Source organism: Ruegeria sp. N4 (genome assembly GCF_056531425.1).
The window spans coordinates 191,914-210,732 of sequence record NZ_JBQFLT010000005.1 but is presented as its reverse complement, the minus strand read 5'-3'; the positions used below and the strand labels follow the sequence as shown (position 1 = coordinate 210,732).

General features: G+C 61.0%; 18 protein-coding genes. 5 read left to right on the top strand and 13 right to left on the bottom strand.

Translation table 11 applies throughout. The annotated features are described in order from the left end of the window. Positions 1–13 precede the first annotated feature (13 nt). Entirely contained in the window at positions 14–1,123 is a 1,110-nt protein-coding gene (locus ACR0LW_RS10420) for a pyridoxal phosphate-dependent aminotransferase (RefSeq protein WP_480882600.1), read from the top strand. Positions 1,124–1,221: 98 nt separating this feature from the next. Here the strand turns inward: ACR0LW_RS10420 and ACR0LW_RS10415 are convergent, their stop codons facing one another. The 6 genes from ACR0LW_RS10415 to ACR0LW_RS10390 all read right to left on the bottom strand — a co-directional run bounded on the left by ACR0LW_RS10415 (position 1,222) and on the right by ACR0LW_RS10390 (position 10,046). Then, entirely contained in the window at positions 1,222–2,412 is a 1,191-nt protein-coding gene (locus ACR0LW_RS10415; protein ID WP_480882598.1) for a pyridoxal-phosphate-dependent aminotransferase family protein, read from the bottom strand. 51 nt (positions 2,413–2,463) lie between these two features. Next, on the bottom strand, positions 2,464–3,096 hold the full coding sequence (locus tag ACR0LW_RS10410) for a bifunctional 4-hydroxy-2-oxoglutarate aldolase/2-dehydro-3-deoxy-phosphogluconate aldolase (RefSeq protein ID WP_480882597.1): 633 nt from the start codon (positions 3,094–3,096) through the stop codon (positions 2,464–2,466). 3 nt (positions 3,097–3,099) lie between these two features. Further along, the gene (gene edd / locus ACR0LW_RS10405; protein WP_170736927.1) at positions 3,100–4,905 is read right to left on the bottom strand and encodes a phosphogluconate dehydratase; all 1,806 of its coding nucleotides are present in this window, start codon (positions 4,903–4,905) and stop codon (positions 3,100–3,102) included. A gap of 2 nt (positions 4,906–4,907) precedes the next feature. Further along, positions 4,908–6,353: a glucose-6-phosphate dehydrogenase gene (gene zwf / locus ACR0LW_RS10400; protein WP_170632942.1), complete on the bottom strand. Its 1,446-nt coding sequence runs from the start codon at positions 6,351–6,353 to the stop codon at positions 4,908–4,910. Between the two features lie 164 nt (positions 6,354–6,517). Further along, on the bottom strand, positions 6,518–8,761 hold the full coding sequence (gene ptsP / locus ACR0LW_RS10395) for a phosphoenolpyruvate--protein phosphotransferase (RefSeq protein ID WP_170454187.1): 2,244 nt from the start codon (positions 8,759–8,761) through the stop codon (positions 6,518–6,520). A gap of 46 nt (positions 8,762–8,807) precedes the next feature. Continuing rightward, positions 8,808–10,046 carry an aspartate kinase gene (locus tag ACR0LW_RS10390; protein WP_170454189.1) on the bottom strand — a complete coding sequence of 413 codons (1,239 nt, stop codon included), beginning with the start codon at positions 10,044–10,046 and terminating at the stop codon, positions 8,808–8,810. Between the two features lie 165 nt (positions 10,047–10,211). On the opposite strand from ACR0LW_RS10390, the gene ACR0LW_RS10385 reads away from it, so the two are divergent. Continuing rightward, entirely contained in the window at positions 10,212–10,568 is a 357-nt protein-coding gene (locus tag ACR0LW_RS10385) for a hypothetical protein (RefSeq protein WP_170454191.1), read from the top strand. Here the strand turns inward: ACR0LW_RS10385 and ACR0LW_RS10380 are convergent. From ACR0LW_RS10380 to ACR0LW_RS10360, 5 genes are all read right to left on the bottom strand, one after another. Further along, complete coding sequence (locus tag ACR0LW_RS10380; RefSeq protein WP_480882596.1) at positions 10,562–11,200, bottom strand: SDR family NAD(P)-dependent oxidoreductase; 639 nt, start codon at positions 11,198–11,200, stop codon at positions 10,562–10,564. The genes ACR0LW_RS10385 and ACR0LW_RS10380 overlap by 7 nt on opposite strands. Positions 11,201–11,203: 3 nt before the next feature. Beyond that, complete coding sequence (locus tag ACR0LW_RS10375; RefSeq protein WP_170632937.1) at positions 11,204–11,659, bottom strand: DUF1178 family protein; 456 nt, start codon at positions 11,657–11,659, stop codon at positions 11,204–11,206. A gap of 71 nt (positions 11,660–11,730) precedes the next feature. Then, complete coding sequence (locus ACR0LW_RS10370) at positions 11,731–12,192, bottom strand: NUDIX hydrolase (protein ID WP_170623711.1); 462 nt, start codon at positions 12,190–12,192, stop codon at positions 11,731–11,733. Between the two features lie 129 nt (positions 12,193–12,321). Beyond that, positions 12,322–13,065, bottom strand: a complete 744-nt coding sequence (locus ACR0LW_RS10365) for an EcsC family protein (RefSeq protein WP_480882595.1) — start codon at positions 13,063–13,065, stop codon at positions 12,322–12,324. A gap of 53 nt (positions 13,066–13,118) precedes the next feature. Continuing rightward, positions 13,119–13,613 carry a GNAT family N-acetyltransferase gene (locus ACR0LW_RS10360; RefSeq protein ID WP_480882594.1) on the bottom strand — a complete coding sequence of 165 codons (495 nt, stop codon included), beginning with the start codon at positions 13,611–13,613 and terminating at the stop codon, positions 13,119–13,121. 72 nt (positions 13,614–13,685) lie between these two features. Between ACR0LW_RS10360 and ACR0LW_RS10355 the strand changes: the two genes are divergently transcribed. After that, positions 13,686–14,291 carry a flavin reductase family protein gene (locus tag ACR0LW_RS10355; protein ID WP_170623717.1) on the top strand — a complete coding sequence of 202 codons (606 nt, stop codon included), beginning with the start codon at positions 13,686–13,688 and terminating at the stop codon, positions 14,289–14,291. Between the two features lie 135 nt (positions 14,292–14,426). Here ACR0LW_RS10355 and ACR0LW_RS10350 read toward each other — a convergent pair whose 3' ends face one another. After that, positions 14,427–16,061, bottom strand: a complete 1,635-nt coding sequence (locus ACR0LW_RS10350) for a SulP family inorganic anion transporter (protein WP_170520613.1) — start codon at positions 16,059–16,061, stop codon at positions 14,427–14,429. 215 nt (positions 16,062–16,276) lie between these two features. Here ACR0LW_RS10350 and ACR0LW_RS10345 point away from each other — a divergent pair, with 215 nt between their 5' ends. Further along, positions 16,277–17,149 (top strand): S-methyl-5'-thioadenosine phosphorylase, encoded by an 873-nt coding sequence (locus ACR0LW_RS10345; protein WP_170454205.1) that lies wholly within the window; start codon positions 16,277–16,279, stop codon positions 17,147–17,149. A 5-nt stretch (positions 17,150–17,154) separates the two neighbouring features. Here the strand turns inward: ACR0LW_RS10345 and ACR0LW_RS10340 are convergent, their stop codons facing one another. Next, positions 17,155–18,018, bottom strand: a complete 864-nt coding sequence (locus ACR0LW_RS10340; RefSeq protein ID WP_480882593.1) for an alpha/beta hydrolase — start codon at positions 18,016–18,018, stop codon at positions 17,155–17,157. Between the two features lie 170 nt (positions 18,019–18,188). On the opposite strand from ACR0LW_RS10340, the gene ACR0LW_RS10335 reads away from it, so the two are divergent. Then, positions 18,189–18,818 (top strand): LysE family translocator, encoded by a 630-nt coding sequence (locus tag ACR0LW_RS10335; protein WP_170454209.1) that lies wholly within the window; start codon positions 18,189–18,191, stop codon positions 18,816–18,818. The last annotated feature ends 1 nt before the right edge of the window (position 18,819 follow it).

Sequence of the window (18,819 nt, the reverse complement as noted above, 5' to 3'; positions counted from 1 at the left end):
TTTATCTGCACGTATGACCGGACCACGATATACATCCCTTGCGCGATCCCTGCCTGCCACCGTGCCCTTTGTCGGTCCCGAAACACAGGAGCGTCAGCGCGGCGCGTCCTTCACGGCCCGGCTGGGCGCGAATGAAAGCGTGTTCGGCCCTTCGCCGCGCGCAATTGAGGCGATGCGACAGGCGGCGGGCGAGATCTGGATGTATGGAGATCCGGAAAACCACGATCTGCGCGTTGCTCTGGCCGAGCATCATGCTGTGTCAGCCGAGAATATCGTGGTTGGTGAAGGCATCGATGGGCTGCTGGGCTATCTCGTGCGTTTGCTTGTGGGTCCGGGCGACGCGGTTGTGACCTCGGATGGGGCCTATCCGACGTTCAACTATCACGTGGCGGGTTATGGGGGCGTTTTGCACAAGGTGCCCTATGCCAAGGACCACGAGGACCCGTCTGCCCTGTTTGCCAAGGCCGCCGAGGTTGGGGCCAAACTGGTTTATCTTGCCAACCCGGACAACCCGATGGGCAGTTGGCATAGCGGGGAGGATATCGTGACCGCGATGGAGGCACTGCCCAAGGGCTGCCTGCTGGTGTTGGATGAAGCCTATGTGGAATGCGCGCCCGAAGGCACGGCAGCGCCGGTGTCGGCGGAAGACCCGCGCGTGATCCGAATGCGCACGTTTTCCAAGGTCTACGGGATGGCCGGAGCACGGGTCGGCTATGCGATTGGTGCGCCTGAATTGATTTTGGCCTTCAACAAGCTGCGCAATCATTTCGGGATGAATCGCGCGGCGCAGGCCGGGGCGCTGGCCGCGTTGGCGGATGGGGCCTGGTTGGCGCAGGTTCAGGGTTTGATCGACGCGGCTCGGGATCGGATCAACCAGATAGCGCGGGACAACGGGTTGGTGCCCTTGCCCTCGGCCACCAATTTCGTGGCGATTGACTGCGGTCGGGATGGTATCTTTGCCAAGGCAGTATTGGAGTCGTTGATCGCGCAGGGAATCTTTGTGCGGATGCCTTTTGTTGCCCCGCAAAATCGCTGTATCCGGGTCAGTTGCGGGACGGATGCTGATCTGGACGCATTTGCGGCCGCGTTGCCCAAAGCGCTGGACGCGGCGCGCGGGATGTGATCGGCGCAAGGGGGGCTGTCTGCCCCCCAATCGCGCATTGCGCGATTTCCCCCCGAAGATATTTTTGGCCAGATGAAGCAGCGGATCCTGTTGAGGGGTTACCCCGCCAGAACGGCAGCTGCAGCGTCGAGCGCGCCCGAGCCGCGGGGAATGTTCAGCGCAGAAAGGCCGGATTCGACGCCGCCCAGCATCCCCATGATCATCTGCCCGTTTACATGGCCCATATGGCCAAGGCGGAAACAGCCGTCTTCATCCGCCATTCCAAGTCCGATCCCCAGTGTCAGGCCCAATTGGGTCTCGGTGTATCTGCGAAGTGATGTTCCGCGCCCATCGGTCAGGCGTAGCGCGGTCACCGCGTGGCTGCGGTGCTGGCGGTCGGCGATGTTGATGTGCAGGGCATCGCCCTGGGACCAGATCTCGCAGGCGGCCCAAACAGCTTGTGCCAGACGTTCGTGGCGGGCCCAGACATGCTCGATCCCTTCCGCATGGATCATGTCCAGCGCGGCGCGCAAACCATACAAGTGGTGGGTGGGCGCGGTGCCGTTGAAATACTGGTAGAACAGATCGGGATTGGCGCGCGGCACCCAGTCCCAGTATTGCGAGACGCGGGGCATGGTTGCGCGTTTCGCCTGTGCCTTGTCGTTGAAGAAGACAAAGCCAACGCCTGCCGGGGTCATCAGCCCCTTTTGGCAGGCGGTCACCATGACATCGACGCCCCAGGCATCCATCTCGAACCGGTCGCAGCCCAGCGAGGCGATGCAATCGGCCATCAGAAGCGCCGGATGATCCAGATCGTCCAGCAGCGCGCGAAGGGCTGGAATATCGTTGCGGACCGAACTTGAGGTATCGACATGCACCGCAAGCACCGCTTTGATCTGGTGGGCGGTATCCGCGCGCAGGGCCTCGGATATCTGGTCGAAATCCCACGGCGACGCGGTGCCGAAATCCAGCAGTTGGACCTTGGCGCCGATCCCATCGGCCATCTCGGCCCAGCCATGGGTGAACCGGCCCGAAGCCGGGGCCAGCACCGTTTCACCCGGTGCGATCACGTTGGACAGCGCCGCCTCCCACGTGCCGTGGCCGTTGGAGATGTAGATGGCGACATTGTGATCCGTGCGGGCCACGCGACGCAGGTCGCGGGTCAACGCGGGCATCATCTCGATCAGCGCGCCTTCGTAGATATTGGGCGACGGTCGGTGCATCGCCTGCAGAACCGCGTCGGGTATGACGGACGGACCCGGAATCGCCAGATACCCGCGCCCCTGCGCAAGGGAGATTTGGTTTGTCATGGGATCAACCTGTATGAATTGATCCTTACCCTAGCGTTGCTTTGGGCGGCGTCAATCCGTCAGGCGGGACGCCTCGCGCGCAAGAGTTTCAATGCCTGCCCAGTCGCCATCCTGCACCATCTGTTTCGGCGCGACCCAGCTGCCACCGGCGCAGACCACGTTGGACAGGGAGAGGTAATCGCGCGCATTTGCCGGGGAAACTCCGCCTGTGGGGCAGAATTTGATCTGGGGCAGAGGTGCTCCGATCGCTTTCAATGCGGGCGCGCCGCCCGAGGCTTCGGCAGGGAAGAATTTCAGCATGTCATAGCCCCGTTCCAGCAGCGCCATCGCCTCACTGGCGGTGGCTGCGCCGGGCAGCAGGGGCAGGCCTTCTGCCTCGCAGGCAGCAATCAAAGCGTCGGTCGCGCCGGGTGAAACACCGAATTGCGCGCCCGCTTCTTTCGCGGCGCGGACATCGTCGGGCGTGACCAGTGTTCCGGCCCCAACGACACCGCCCGGCACGTCGGCCATGGCCCGGATTGCGTCCAGAGCCGCCGGAGTGCGCAATGTGACCTCAAGCGCCGGAAGGCCGCCAGCGACAAGTGCTTCGGCCAGCGGGCGCGCTGTGGCAGCATCGTCCACGACCAGAACCGGAACAATCGGGGCAAGGGCGCAAATCTCGCGCGTGCGTTGGGTTTTGGACATGGCTTACACTCCGAAAATGCTGGCACCGGTGTCGGCGGACCCGACATTGGCGCGGAATGTGCCGAACAGATCGCGCCCGACACCAAATTGATTGGCCGAGAGATCGGCCTTCGCAGGCACCCGGTCCAGAACGCCATCGGTGAGAATTTCCAGCTCACCTTTCACCGCATCGACCCGCACCAGATCACCATCCTGCAGATATGCGATTGCACCACCGTCCAGCGCTTCGGGTGAGACATGGATCGCCGCCGGAACCTTGCCGGACGCGCCGGACATGCGGCCATCTGTGACCAGCGCCACCTTCTGCCCGCGCCCTTGCAGGATCGACAGGATCGGGGTCAGCGAGTGCAGCTCGGGCATCCCGTTGGCTTTTGGCCCCTGAAACCGCACGACAACAATGACGTCATCGGTGAACTCACCGGCTTTGAAAGCGGCCTTGACCTCATCCTGATCGTGGAACACGCGGACCGGGGCTTCGACCACCTGATGTTCAGGCGCGACGGCGGACACTTTCATGACCCCGGTGCCCAGATTACCGGTCAGGCGCGACAGGCCTCCGGTGGGTTGGAACGGGTCCTTGGCTGAACGGACGATCTTTTCGTTCAGGCTGTGGCCCGTGCCGTCTTGCCACGTCAATTCTCCGTCGATCAGCTTGGGTTCTTTGGTGTAGTTGTGCAGGCCCTGCCCAGCGACTGTCAGTGTGTCGGGATGCAGCAGGCCATCCTCGAGCAAGGTGCCGATGGTGTAGCCCAACCCTCCGGCGGCGTGGAAGTGGTTCACGTCGGCCAGACCGTTGGGGTAAACCCGCGCAACCAAGGGGACCACGGCGGAGACGTCCGAGAAATCCTGCCAGTCCAGCACGATACCACCCGCGCGGGCCATAGCGATCAGGTGGATCAGCAGGTTCGTGGATCCACCGGTAGCCATAAGACCCACGATCCCGTTCACAAAGGCGCGTTCATCCAGGATCTGGCACACTGGCGTATAGTGATTGCCCAAAGCGCTGAGCGACAGCGCACGGCGCGCGCCCTCTTCGGTCAGGGCATCGCGCAGCGGCGTGTTTGGATTGATGAAGCTGGAGCCCGGCAGGTGCAGGCCCATGAACTCCATCAGCATCTGGTTGGTGTTGGCAGTGCCGTAAAAGGTGCAGGTGCCGGGGCCGTGATAGGCGGCCATTTCAGCGGCCATGAGTTCTTCGCGACCAACCTCTCCGGCAGCGAATTTCTGGCGCACCTTGGCCTTTTCGTCATTCGGCAAGCCACTGGTCATCGGACCGGCAGGCAGGAACACCGCGGGCAAATGACCAAACGCCTGTGCGCCGATCACAAGGCCGGGGACGATCTTGTCACAGACGCCAAGGAACACGGCAGCATCATAGGTGTTGTGGCTGAGCGACACTCCGGTCGCCAAAGCGATCACGTCGCGCGAGAACAGGGACAGTTCCATCCCCGCCTCGCCTTGGGTGACGCCATCGCACATGGCGGGCACACCGCCTGCGACCTGAGCGGTTCCGCCTGCGGCGCGAATGGCCTGACGGATCAGCTCGGGGTAACGCTCGAACGGTTGGTGGGCGGACAGCATGTCGTTATAGGCGGTGACGATGCCCAAATTTCCGGCTGTCCCGGTGGCCATGGCCTGCTGATCTGTGCCCGCCCCCGCATAGGCATGGGCCTGACCGCTGCAGGACAGATGACCCCGCGCGGGCCCCTTGGATTTGGCCTGTTCCATCCGTTCCAGATGCGGGCCACGCAGGTCGGCGCTGCGGTCGATGATCCGCTGGGTGACGTCCTTGATGACGGTGTGAACCATTCCTAACCTCCGATCTGACGCCAGCGGCGTCCATCGCGATGCATCAGCATCAGTGCTTCTTCCGGCCCCGAACTGCCCTGATCATACCGTGACGGGCGGTCGCCGCGTTGTTCCCACCCCTGAATGATAGGATCGACCCAGGCCCAGGCGGCTTCGGCCTCATCCCCACGCATGAACAGGGTCTGGTCGCCGCGGATCACGTCCATAATCAAACGCTCATAGGCGTCCGGGGCGCTGGCATCGTCGCCCAGCGCGTCGGCAAAGCTCATATCCAGCGAGACGTCGGACAGGCGGAAGCCGCCCGGACCCGGGTCTTTGATCGTGGTACGCAGGGTGATGCCTTCATCCGGTTGCAGGCGGATCACCAGCACATTGCCGCGCAAGGGGCCGACATTGGGGAAAATCGTATGGGGCGGGTCGCGGAAGAACACCGCAATCTCGGATTCGCGCGCCCGCAACCTTTTGCCCGTACGCAGGTAAAACGGCACCCCGGCCCAGCGCCAGTTGCCCAGGTGGACCTTGAGCGCAATGAAACTTTCGGTACGGCTGGCCGGATCGCCGACGTGGTCGACATATCCGCCCTCGCCCTTATCCGCACGGTACTGGCCACGTGCGATGTCTTTGGCGTCGACCGGCTCCAACGCCTCGATCACCTTGACCTTTTCGTCGCGCACCGAGTTTGGCGAAAACTTCGACGGCGGTTCCATCGCGGTCAGACACAAAAGCTGCACAAGGTGGTTCTGGATCATGTCCCGCATGGCACCGGACTGGTCATAATACGCGCCGCGCCCTTCGACCCCCACAGTTTCGGCCACGGTGATCTGCACATGATCAATATGGGTCGAGTTCCACAGCGGTTCGAACAGCGAATTGGCAAAGCGCAGCGCCATCAGGTTCTGCACCGTTTCCTTACCCAGATAATGGTCGATGCGGTAAATCTGATGTTCCTCGAAACAGGCGCGCAGACCTTCGTTCAGCGCCTTGGCCGAGGCCAGGTCATGCCCAAATGGCTTTTCCACCACGATACGGCTGTCGGGTGTCGCAAGACCCTGATCCTGAAGGCGCTTTGCGATCCCCGAGAACAGGCTTGGCCCCACCGACAGATAGAACGCGCGAACCACATCCTCGCGCAAAACGGACTTGAGATCATCCCAGCCCGCCGCGCCCAGCGCATCCACGGGGACATATTCGACCCGCTCAAGAAAGCGGTCCAGCGTGGCCTTGTCAAAGCCGGGCGCGAATTCGTCCATCGATTTGCGCACCTGATCCCGGAACGCGGCGCTGTCCATATCTGACCGCGCTGTGCCGATGATCCTGGCGTCTTCCGGCATCTGGCCCACCTGGAACCGATGATAGAGGCCCGGAATGATCTTACGCTGCGCCAGGTCGCCTGTCGCACCAAACAGCACCAGGTCGAACGGATCCACCGGAATTACGCGAGACACCATGGCAAGGTTCCTTTCGAATTCTCTGTCGTCAGCTTAGCACGACCGGCTTTTTCGGCACGAAGCGCCCAAAACGCGAAACTGTTATCGCTAACATTTAAGGCGTCAATAGAAAGGCCGCGCAGAAAAATCAAGCTTGGATTTGCGGAATGCGACAGGTTTTCCACCTATGGCTGGTTGCGCAGCCACTCCATCACCGATGGCCTTACGGATTGCTCACCCCTGTGGCGCGCATCCGCGATGATCTTGCGCACATCCTGCAGGTTCGAGCGCAGAAGAAGGGTTTTGACCGGCCCGATCGAAGCTGGACGCATCGACAAGGTCCGAATCCCCATGGCCGCAAGACACAGCGCCTCGACCGGACGCCCGGCATCCTCACCACAGAAGCTGAGCGGGGTGTCCGATATATCGCAGCGTTCGACGATACGCTCGATAAAGCTGAGGAAGCTGACATTCAGCGTGTCATAGCGGCGGCGGACCAGTTCGTTTTCGCGGTCGGCAGCAAAGAAAAACTGCTTCAGGTCATTGCCACCGATCGAGATGAAATCGACCTCGTCAAAGAATTTCTGCGGCGCGAACCCCAGCGAGGGCGTTTCCAGCATCGCGCCCACTTCCAGCGTTTCGGGCAGCACGTGACCCAGACGCTTTTCCCGCTCGATGGTCTTGTTGACCTCCCACCGGGCTTCGCGGAATTCATCGGCCTGCGCGACGAAGGGGAACATGATCGTCAGCGGCCGCCCGTTTGCAGCCCGGATCAACGCCTGCAACTGCATCCGCATCACGCCGCGCTTGTCCAGCCCAACGCGGATCGCGCGCCAGCCTAGCGCCGGGTTCGGCTCGGCCACGTGCTTCATGTAAGGCAGAACCTTGTCCGAGCCGATGTCGAGCGTGCGGAACACCACACGCTTGTCACCCGCCGCATCCAGCACGCGCTTGTATTGTGTGACCAATTCCGACCGTTTGGGCATCTGGTTGCGGACCAGAAACTGCAACTCGGTCCGAAACAGCCCCACGCCTTCTGCGCCCGAATTGTCCAGCGACGGAAGGTCCGCCATCAGCCCCGCGTTCATGACCAGATTTATCCGCGCGCCATCTTGCGTGACAGTCGGCGTTTCCCGGATCGAGGCATAGCGTTCCTGCGCCTTGGCCTGCATCGCGATCTTGTCGCGGAAGGCGCTGACCACAGTGTCTTCGGGACGCAGATGCACCACGCCCTGATCGCCATCGACAAGGACGTGATCGCCGTTCAAAGCCTCGGTCGTGATCCGACCCACATGCACGACCAACGGAATCGCCAAGGCCCGCGCCACAATGGTCGCGTGACTACCGACAGATCCTTCTTCCAGCACGATACCTTTCAGCGAGCGACCATATTCCAACAGATCACCGGGGCCGATGTTGCGCGCCACCAGAATCGGATCGGGCGGCAGGTCGGAACTGTCGGTTTTGCCCTGTCCTGTCAGAATGCGCAGCAACCGGTTGCTGAGGTCATCCAGATCGGCCAGCCGTTCCCGCAGATACGGGTCGGTCACCTGACCCATACGGGCACGGGCCTGCGATTGTTCCTTTTCCACCGCCGCCTCGGCGCTGAGGCCCAGGGCGATGTCCTCTTCCATCCGGCGCATCCAGCCTTTGGAGTTCGCAAACATCCGATAGGCTTCCAGCACCTTCAACTGATCCGAGTCGCCGCCCTGAGAAATCTCGAGCATTTTGTCGACGCCAACACGCAGTTCTTCGACCGCTTCGACCAGACGCTCACGCTCGCGATGCGGATCGTCGGCAATCGGGTTGGTGACCACCACGCGGGGTTCGTGCAGCCAGACATGGCCTTCCGCCGCCCCTTCCTGCGCTGGTCCGCCCCGCAGCAGAACAGATTGCTGGTGCAACGGCGACAGGGCCGCGCCCTCGCCGACAAAGGCGCCAAGCTCGGCCATTTCGGCCAGTACCATGGCGACAACTTCCAGCGCATATACCTCGTCGGAGGAAAACTCGCGCGCCTCGCGGGATTGCACGACCAGCACGCCCAGCTTCTGACCAAGCCGCTGCACCGGGACACCCACAAACGAGGAATACCGCTCCTCACCGGTTTCGGGCATGAAACGGAAGCCCTTGGCCGACGGCGCATCGGCCGTATTCACCACTTTTCCGGATTTGGCGACGCGCCCCACCAGACCTTCGCCCAGCCGCATACGGGTCTTGTGAACCGCCTCGGGCGACAGACCTTCGGTTGCGCAAAGCTCAAGGGTTTCTTCGTCCCGGAACAGGTAGATCGAGCACACCTCGCGCTGAATGCTGTCCGCAATCAGTTGCGTGATCCGGTCAAGACGTTCCTGACCGGCGGCCTCGCTCGCCATTTCTTCGCGCAGCCGCCCCAGCAGCTTGCGGGATTCTGTTTCGGTGCCGTCCGCCATGGCCCACCCAAATTAGCGTGTCAGGCGAAACCTTTGGCCGATCAGCTTAGGCCGCCTTGTCCAGTTCAAAGGCATCATGCAGTGCCTGAACCGCAAGTTCCATGTATTTCCTGTCGACCAGCACGGAAATTTTAATCTCAGAGGTTGTAATGACCTTGATGTTGATCCCCTCATCCGAGAGCACCTTGAACATCTTGGCCGCCACACCGGACTGAGAGCGCATACCGATTCCCACAACCGAGACCTTGCAGACATCGTTATCCGCAACCAGTTCGGCATAGTTCAGCTCGCCCTTTTCCTTGATCGCCAGCAGCGCCTTTTCGGCACGGGCCACCTGATCTGTCGGGCACGAGAAGGTCATGTCTGTGCGCCCCTCGTCCGAGATGTTCTGCACGATCATATCCACATTCACGCCCTCATCGCTGAGCGCGGTAAAGATGATCGAGGCGATACCGGGGCGGTCGGCCACCGATACAACGGTCATCTTGGCTTCGTCGCGGGAATAGGCCACACCGGCCACAACATTGGATTCCATGATATCCTCCTCGTCGCAGACCAGGGTACCGGCCTCGTCGGATTGTTCTTCAAAACTTGAAAGAACGCGTAATTTCACCTTATAGCGCATCGCCAGCTCGACCGAGCGGGTTTGCAGAACCTTTGCGCCCAGCGAGGCAAGTTCCAGCATTTCTTCGAACGAGATCCGGTCCAGCTTGCGCGCCTTTTCGCAGATGCGCGGGTCGGTCGTGTAGACGCCGTCCACATCCGTGTAGATATCGCAGCGCTCGGCATCAAACGCGGCGGCAAAGGCCACAGCGGTCGTGTCCGACCCACCGCGACCCAGCGTTGTGATACGGCCTTCCGGGCTGATGCCCTGGAACCCGGCCACAACGGCAACCTTCATGCCCTCACCAAACTTCTGGTTCAGGTTATCGGTCGGAATTTCCTCGATCCGGGCGGCGGAGTGTGCCCCGTTGGTCAGCAGCGGCACCTGCCAGCCTTGCCAACTGCGCGCCGGAATATCCATTTCCTGCAGGGTCAGCGCCATCAGGCCAGCGGTCACGTTTTCACCCGAGGACACCACGGCATCATATTCGCGCGCGTCAAACAGGGGCGAGGTTTCGTTGACCCAACCCACAAGCTCATTGGTCTTTCCGGACATGGCCGAAACGATGACGATCACGTCGTATCCCTTGGCCACTTCGACGCCCACGCGCTTTGCAGCGCGGCGGATGCGGTCAAGGTTGGCAACCGAAGTGCCACCGAATTTCATTACGAGTACGGGCATGGGGGCTGGTGTCTCCGCGCCTTGGACTTATGGTTCCGTGCCTCATATGCGAGGGGGGGAACAAGGGCAAGGGCGCAAACAGGCTTTGCCTGCGACGCAGGGCCGCTTTACAATGGGCAGGCGCGGTGTCAGCCTGCGCATCGCAATCATTCCAAGAGGTTATTCATGCTCCGTCTTGCCGCTGCCTTCGCCCTTTTGTCCTCTGCCGCCACGGCTCAGGTTACCAGCCTGGCTGGAACCGATGGTCAGAACGCATTGGGCACAATCCCATGCGCCGCAAACGCCGGAGATCCGCTGAAAACCTGCAATGCCGAACTGCGCCGGCGCGACGATGGCAGCGCAACACTTGCCGTTGGTCTGGGCAATGGCGAGGTGCGCAACATCTATTTCACCGATGGCATTCCCGACTCCAGCAGCTCAACCTCGAAACTCACCTATGAGACCCGTGGCGATTTGCTGGTGATCTTCATCGAACCCGGCGAGGTTTACGAACTGCCCAAGGCGGCCCTGAACACTCAGTAGGCGTGCGCCTGCCCGTCATAGGTTTCAAAACACCCCGAGGTATCCAGCGACAAGCTGTCGAAACGGTCAATCAGGCCGGATACGGCCTGATCCAAATGGATGTCTGCGGCCGATCCGCCCATATCCGTCTTGACCCAGCCGGGGTGATAAATGCCAACCGCAATACCGTCCGACCGCAGATCGGTGGCCAGGTTCCGGCCCAGGTTCAGCACAGCGGCTTTGGAAGACCGGTAGATATAGCTACCGCCCGGCGCACGTGTGTGTGACGCCATCTGAGATGAAATGATCGCAATCCGACCCCGCGCCGCGCGCAGGTTCGGCAACAGCGCCTGAACGGTCAGAAACACACCGGTCACATTTGTCGCGAAGCTCTGCGCCCACATCTCGGCCGGGTAGCCGTCAATGCCCTGCCCCTTGTCCAGATAGACCCCCGCATTGCAGATCAGCAAGTCCACCGGCTGTCCCTGCAAACGATCCGCCATGGCGCTGTGGTGCGTGGGGTCAGACACGTCCAGACGGATTTCGGCACTGTCGTCCCGCGCCGTCCCCGTCACCTGATGGCCATCGTTACGATACTGATCTGCCAGCGCTTTTCCGATACCGCGATTGGCCCCGGTAATCAGGATATGCATGTCTCAGTTGGTCTTTCTGCTGGGAACAAAGGGAAGCGGCGCAACCGGTACACCATCTTCGATCAGGGCTTTCGCCTCATCCGGTTTGGCCTCACCATAGATCGCCCGATCCGGCGCTTCGCCAAGATGGATTTTACGCGCCTCGCTGGCAAAATCCTTGCCTACGTAATCCGAGTTTTCCTCGACCTTGCGCCGCAACTCGGCCAGAACCTTTTGGACATCGGGCGCGGGGGTTGCCACGCTGACATCGTTCTGCGCCGGCGTCGGAGCCTCTGGCTGTTTCGCAGCGCTGCGTGCAGGACGAACGCGCGGCGTCATGATCGCCTTCTCCACCTGCGCGCTGCCACAAACGGCACATGTCACAAGCCCCGCCGCCGCAAGCTTGTCATACGCTTCCGCTGACTGAAACCAACTTTCGAAAGTGTGGCCTTCACGGCATTTCAATGCGTATTGAATCATGGTCCGTCCAAAAATCGATTGCCGAATAGATACCGACCGACAAGGCAATATCAAGCCCCTCTGGCCGCCCTTCAATGCAGCCGAGGCTTAAAGTCGCGCAAAATCGCGGCAAGTTCAGGTGACGCAACCTTTGCGGCCGCTTTTTTGGGCGAGAACCACTCTCGCCTGCGCTGCCCTTTCTCAGGAAACTTCTGGGCAACGGATTTTACAAAAAGCGGAAAGACATCCACCATGCAAAGTGCCGGCCCCTTCTTGGCGCGCAGTTTGACAAAGGGAAAATGCCCCAGCTGCTGTGGGCTGCACCGCCCGATCACGCCTGCCTCTTCCCAGGCTTCCTGTGCGGCAGCCTCGGCCGCTGACAGCCCAGGCATCAGCCACCCTTTTGGAATGATCCACCGACGGGTCTGACGCGTCGTTATCAAAAGAACTTCGGGCCGCCCCTTTTCAATCCGATAGCACAAGGCGGCAACTTGCGGCAAAACCGGAAGATTTCCAGCGCCGTGCAACAGATCGGATGAAAGCCGGGCATTCATCGCCGCCAATCCCTTTCGCCATGAGGGTCATGCCTGTCTGCCAGACCGCCGGTTTTTATCCTATTTTGCGGCCCTTACCTGTCTGGATACCACATAATGAGGCTCAAGCCAAGGAACAGGCGGATTGGCCTACATTCTGGCCGACAGTTTCCGCACCAGTTCGACATGTGGAATATCGGCGTCAATGGCCAATCGGCGCAGGCCGAAATGCACATGGGCGATCTGCTGGTAGTAGCGTGTATAGACGTAATTGGTGCCGCCTCCGGCCAAGGCGCCCAGCACCGGTACAGACTGCGCCGCCAGCTTTTGCCCCAAGACAATCGACAGCCGAGGTGCCACAGCAGCAATCAAGCGCTGCATCGCCGGGCCCGTCAGTGTCAAACGAACGGAAAAGAACCCAAGATCTGCCCCGTCATCGTAGGACAGCGGTCCAGCCGCCGACAGAACCCGAACGCAATCGAACTTGACGTTTTCCTCAGCCGGATCAAAGCCTTCCCGCGCCGCCGCCCCTTGAATTGAGCGCAGTAGCATCGCTGTCGTTGCAGGCAGTTCCATCAAGGCGGTGGACAGACCGCCCATTCCGCCCGCCGCCCCCATTGCGGTTGTCACAGCGGTATTGACCCAGGGTTTCTGATCCGGAATTGCGCGACGAGAACCCTGAGCCGCATGAATCGCCAACCACAGCGCCCGTTCCGTCGCTCCGGTCAGGCCATGACGCACCGGTTCGGGCAATTGATCAAGCAGAGACTCCGCCGACCCGCCCAGCGCGTTCAGCAGTTTTACCCCGGCCCCGCCAGCAGATTTGTAATGCTCCGCCAGCCGGTCCAGCACGGCCTCGGCATCTACGTTTTTGACAAGAACCACGTCCTGCATCTGTGCCCTCCTGTCTTGGAAACATCGGGGCTGACGGGCGCGGTTTCAATAGCTCAGCGCATCCAGCGTGTAACGGGGCCGCGCACACCTGCCCACGCTTGAGAGTCCAATTCCACTCCCAAAACACGATCCGGGTTTGTCGGAGGGGGCATTTCCACTCCACTCAACCGGGCAAAGCCAAACCTTGCGTAATAGGGCGCGTCGCCCACCAGCATGACCCGTTTCCAACCCTTGGTCCGCCCGGCGTCGATCCCGGCATGGATCAGGTATCCGCCCAACCCTTCACCCTGATGCGTGGGATGCACCGCAACCGGCCCCAGCAACAAAGCGTCATCCGCGCCCACATGGACCGGCCAGAACCGAATAGCGCCCGCCAGAATGCCCTGCCCGTCCCGAGCCACCAAAGACAGGCTCGAGACCGGAGGGACATCGTCGCGCAGACGATAGGACGACAGCGCCTCGCGCCCCGGCGCAAAGCACAGGTCATAGAGGGCCTCGACCTCCCACCAATCGTCCGGCTCTTCCGGCCTGATCCCGAATTGCTGCACGCCTGCCCTCTTTTCCTAGCTGGCAATCGCCCTAGCACTTCGCTACGCCTTGGGCAAACGCTTGGAGATCAGATGTTCTATCGCCCCGAAGACGGCCACGGCCTGCCGCATAACCCGTTCAATGCCATCATCACGCCCCGCCCGATCGGCTGGATCTCATCCCGCGATGCGGATGGGATCAACAATCTGGCCCCTTATTCGTTCTTCAACGGGGTCGCCTACACGCCGCCACAGGTGATGTTTGCAACCACCGGCACCAAGCATGATCAGAACGGCGGCAAAGACAGCATTGCGAATATCGAAGCCACACAGGTTTTTTGCGTAAACGTCGTCGCCCATGCCCATCAGGACGCAATGAACGCAAGTTCAGCGGGTTTGTCAAAAGAGACCGACGAGTTTGCACATGCCGGTTTGACACCTGTCGAGTGCGAAACCATCCCATGCGCCCGGGTCGCAGGCGCACCGGCAGCGCTGGAATGCAAACTGACCAAGATCGTCACCCTGCCGGGTGAAGCCAACAGGGTCGTATTCGGCGAGGTCACAGGCGTCCACCTCGACGACGACCACATCCGCGACGGGAAATTCGACGTGACCTCGTTCAAACCGCTGGCACGGCTTGGGTATCGGGATTATTCCGTAGTCAACGAGTTATTCTCACTGAACCGCCCCGACGATTGACGGGGTTGGGGGGCTCTGCCCCCGCCGCGCTGCGCGCGCCTCCCCCGGGATATTTTCAGCCAGATGAAGCAAGGGATCCTTCATTCATCTGGCCCTAAATATCCCGGAGCGCGAGGCAGAGCCTCGCACAAAGCCTCAGTGACCACCCAGAATGCCGGTGCGGACAGAGTAGTCGACGGCGAGGCCGTAATCCGGGTCATCGTCACTGTCCACCATCAGATGGCCCGCCTTGTTCAGCAGTTTGTGGCAGTCATGGCTAAGATGGCGCAGCATCACGCGCTTGCCTGCGGCCTCATATTTACCGGCAATGTTCTCGATGGCCTGCAGCGCGGACTGATCCACCACCCGGCTTTCGGCGAAGTCCACGATCACCGTGTCGGGATCGTTGGGCACATCAAACAACTCAACAAAACCGTCTGAGGACCCAAAAAACAGCGGGCCCTGGATTTCGTAGACCTTTGCGCCTTTTTCGGTTTCGGAGTCGCGCGTGACAGCATGGATACGCTTGGCATTGTTCCAGGCATAAGCAAGCGCCGAGACGATCACACCGACGACGACGGCAACCGCAAGGTCTTCCATCACCGTCACGACAGTCACCAGTACGATCACAAAGGCGTCCATGGCAGGGACCTTGCGCATGATCTTGAACGAGTTCCAGGCGAATGTGCCGATTACCACCATGAACATCACGCCCACCAGTGCGGCCAGCGGGATTTGTTCGATCAGCTTCGAGGCAAACACGATGAAGATCAGCAGGAACAGGGCGGCCGCGATGCCCGCGATCCGGGTTCGGCCACCGGATTTCACGTTGATCATCGACTGACCGATCATCGCGCAACCACCCATGCCGCCGAAAAATCCGGTTACAATGTTCGACGCGCCCTGGGCGATACATTCTTGCGAGGCTCCGCCCCGTTTGCCGGTGATTTCACCCACAAGGTTCAGCGTCAGCAGGGATTCGATCAGGCCGATGGCAGCCAGAATGACGGCATAGGGCAGGATGATTTCAAACGTTTCCCAGTTCAAAGGCACCATCGGGATGTGGAAAGCAGGCAGCCCGCCTTCGATTGAGGCCAGATCACCGACGCGCGGCACGTCCAGGCCAAAGCCGATCACAAGCGCCGCAACCACCAGAATACCGGCCAGGGGCGCAGGAATGATGCGCGTGATCCGCGGCATGACCCAGATAACTGCCATGGTCAGCGCCACAAGGCCCAGCATGGTATAAAGCTGCGCGCCCGAGAGCCACTCGCCCCCGCTCATCCCATGGCCGGTGTTTTCCATCGAGCCGGGCACTTTGAACTGGCCCATCTGTGCCAGAAAGATCACGATGGCCAGACCATTCACAAAGCCCAGCATCACCGGATGCGGCACAAGGCGAATGAACCGGCCCCAATGCATGGCACCGGCGATGACCTGCAAAATGCCCATCAGAACAACGGTCGCGAATAGGTATTCCACCCCGTGCTGCGCCACCAGCGCCACCATTACAACGGCCAAGGCACCCGTTGCGCCCGAAATCATGCCCGGGCGACCACCGATCAGAGCCGTGATCAGACCGACCAAGAACGCCGCGTACAGCCCGACCAGCGGGTGCACACCCGCAACAAAGGCAAACGCCACCGCTTCGGGCACCAGCGCCAGTGCCACCGTCAGACCCGACAACAGCTCGATCCGCAGGCGCGAGACGGTCAGGCCCTCGTCCGGAACCCAACGCAGATCGGGTTTGGCTATACGGTTGGCAAAGCTTGCCAGCATGGCTCGGGGCATGAGACGGTCCTGTGGGTCGTTATGTTCGCGCGAAGGGGGCCTTCTACCGGTTAAGCCCGGGCTGAGATACCACATTAACGGGAACCCGCTATGCATTTCTTGCATAACTTCACCCTTAGGACACGTGCACAAGACACAAACAGTTGACTGCACTTGCCAATTTGATCGCCGGGTCGCAGAACTCGGGTATCAGAAATTCAGTGCGGAGGCCGAACGTGACCCAAACAAAAATCGCCGTGATCGGAGGATCGGGTATTTATGACATCGATGGCCTGCAAAACGCGCAATGGGTCACGGTCGAAACGCCATGGGGCGCACCGTCCGATCAGATCCTGACCGGATCGCTGGATGGGGTCGAGATGGCCTTTCTACCCCGCCACGGGCGCGGGCATGTGCATTCGCCCACCGAAGTGCCCTATCGCGCCAATATCGATGCGCTGAAACGCTTGGGCGTGACGGATGTGATCTCGGTCTCGGCCTGTGGATCGTTTCGCGAGCATATGGCTCCGGGCGATTTTGTGATCGTCGATCAGTTCATCGACCGGACGTTTGCACGCGAGAAAAGCTTCTTTGGCACCGGATGCGTTGCGCATGTCAGCGTTGCCCACCCCACATGCCCGCGGCTGAGCGATGCGTGTGAGACCGCCGGTAAGGCTGCGGGTATCAACATCCATCGCGGCGGAACCTATCTGGCAATGGAGGGGCCACAATTCTCGTCGCTGGCCGAATCCAAAATGTACCGCGAGCAATGGGGCTGTGATGTCATCGGAATGACCAACATGCCCGAGGCGAAACTCGCCCGTGAGGCCGAGCTTTGCTATGCCTCCATCGCGATGGTCACCGATTATGACAGCTGGCACCCGGACCATGGCGAGGTTGATGTCACCGCCATCATCGCAACCCTGACCGGCAATGCCGAAAAGGGACAGGCGTTGGTCAAAGGATTGCCATCCTTGTTGGGGGCCGTGCGCGTGCCCTGCCCGCACGGATGTGACCGGGCATTGGAATATGCGATCCTTACGGCCCCGGAAAAGCGCGATCTGGTCTTGCTGTCCAAGCTGGACGCGGTGGCCGGGCGAGTGCTTTGATGCGCTCAGGGCTGGGGCAGCGTGTCCTGGACCACCTGCCACAGCCCGTGCGACCACAAATCATCATGTGTTCCACCGATGATCAGATACAGGCTGGCCGTATCCTCGGCCAGTGACGCCAAAGCCTGTCCGTGATGGGAAGGAACAACCGTATCCGCCGAGCCGTGGAAGATCAGCGTCGGGACCTCGATATCCGCCATGATGTCACGGGTGGCGAAATGGTCCTTCATCAACGCTTTGACCGGAAGCCACGGGTAACGCTCACCCGCCACGTCAACGGTTGCGGTAAATGGGGCTTCAAGCACGAGCAACTCGGCCGCTGGACGCTGCGCCGCAACGGCAGCCGCAACTCCCGTGCCCAGGCTTTGGCCATGCAAAACGACGGGTTTGTCCTGATCGTTCAGCCAGTCGAACAGTTCCAGCCCATCCAACACGAATGCCACCTCGGACGGCTCACCTGCGCTGCCGGGATAGCCCCGATAGCTAGGGGCAAGCAGCCCGTAGCCGCTGTTGAGGATTTCCCGAAGGCGCGCAGCCCGGTCGCCCAGATTGCCGCCCTGACCGTGGAAGAACAACACGGTTGGCGCATCTTCGGTGGCTGGCGTTGCTGACCATGCGGTCAGTTCGGTTCCATCCGACATGGGCAATGTGATGACGTCCGCATCCGCCAACCCGACTGCTCCGGGTTCTGGCAAATCCCCCATCGGTTTGAACAGCAAGTTGCGTTGATTAACGTACATGTATCCGACAGCGGCCAGATACAGAACGGCGACCAAAGCAAACAAGGTGACAAACAGCCGGGTCACACGACGCGTACCGGGCGCATCGCTTGGCGCGGTGCCCTGCCCTACTTTTTGAGTTCGGTTCATCGATGACTCCGCCGAATGCAGTGATGCCCTTAGTCTGGGGGCCGGTTTGCCAGATTCAAGAAACATACGCCAAGCTTAATCTGGGGTTAATGTTGTGGCGCTCACAGCAAAACTCTTGACCCCAGCGCGCCAAATGGGCTTGCTGCGGGTTGCACAAATCCGGGTGAACCATGTCTTTCGAACTCTGGCTGGCCTTTGTCGCCGCATCAACTGCGCTGCTGCTGATCCCTGGACCAACGGTGTTGCTGGTCCTCAGCTATGCGCTGTCCAAGGGGCGCAGCGTCGCCGTGGCCTCGGCCACCGGGGTTGCGCTGGGTGATCTGATTGCAATGACGGCCTCGCTTTTGGGGCTGGGCGCGCTGGTTCTGGCCTCGGCGACGTTATTCACCGTCCTGAAATGGGTCGGAGCGGTCTATCTGGTCTGGTTAGGGTTAAAGCTGCTGCGCAGCGCCCCGTCTGGCGGATTGACCCCGGTAGAGACCGGGCGCGATGTAACCGCCCGAGGCGTCTTTGGTCACGCTGCCGCAGTGACCGCGCTGAACCCCAAATCCATTGCGTTCTTCATTGCCTTTGTGCCCCAGTTCCTGCGCCCCGCCGAGCCTCTGGGTCCGCAATTCGTTATCCTGATCGCCACATTCGTCGGACTTGCCGCGCTGAATGCGCTGGCCTATGCGCTGTTGGCCGACCGGTTGCGCGTGATGATCGGACGCGCGGGCGTGATTACCGCCCTGACACGCGCCGGAGGGATCGCGCTGATCGGAATGGGCATCGCAACAGCGGTACTGCGCCGCCCTGCCTGAC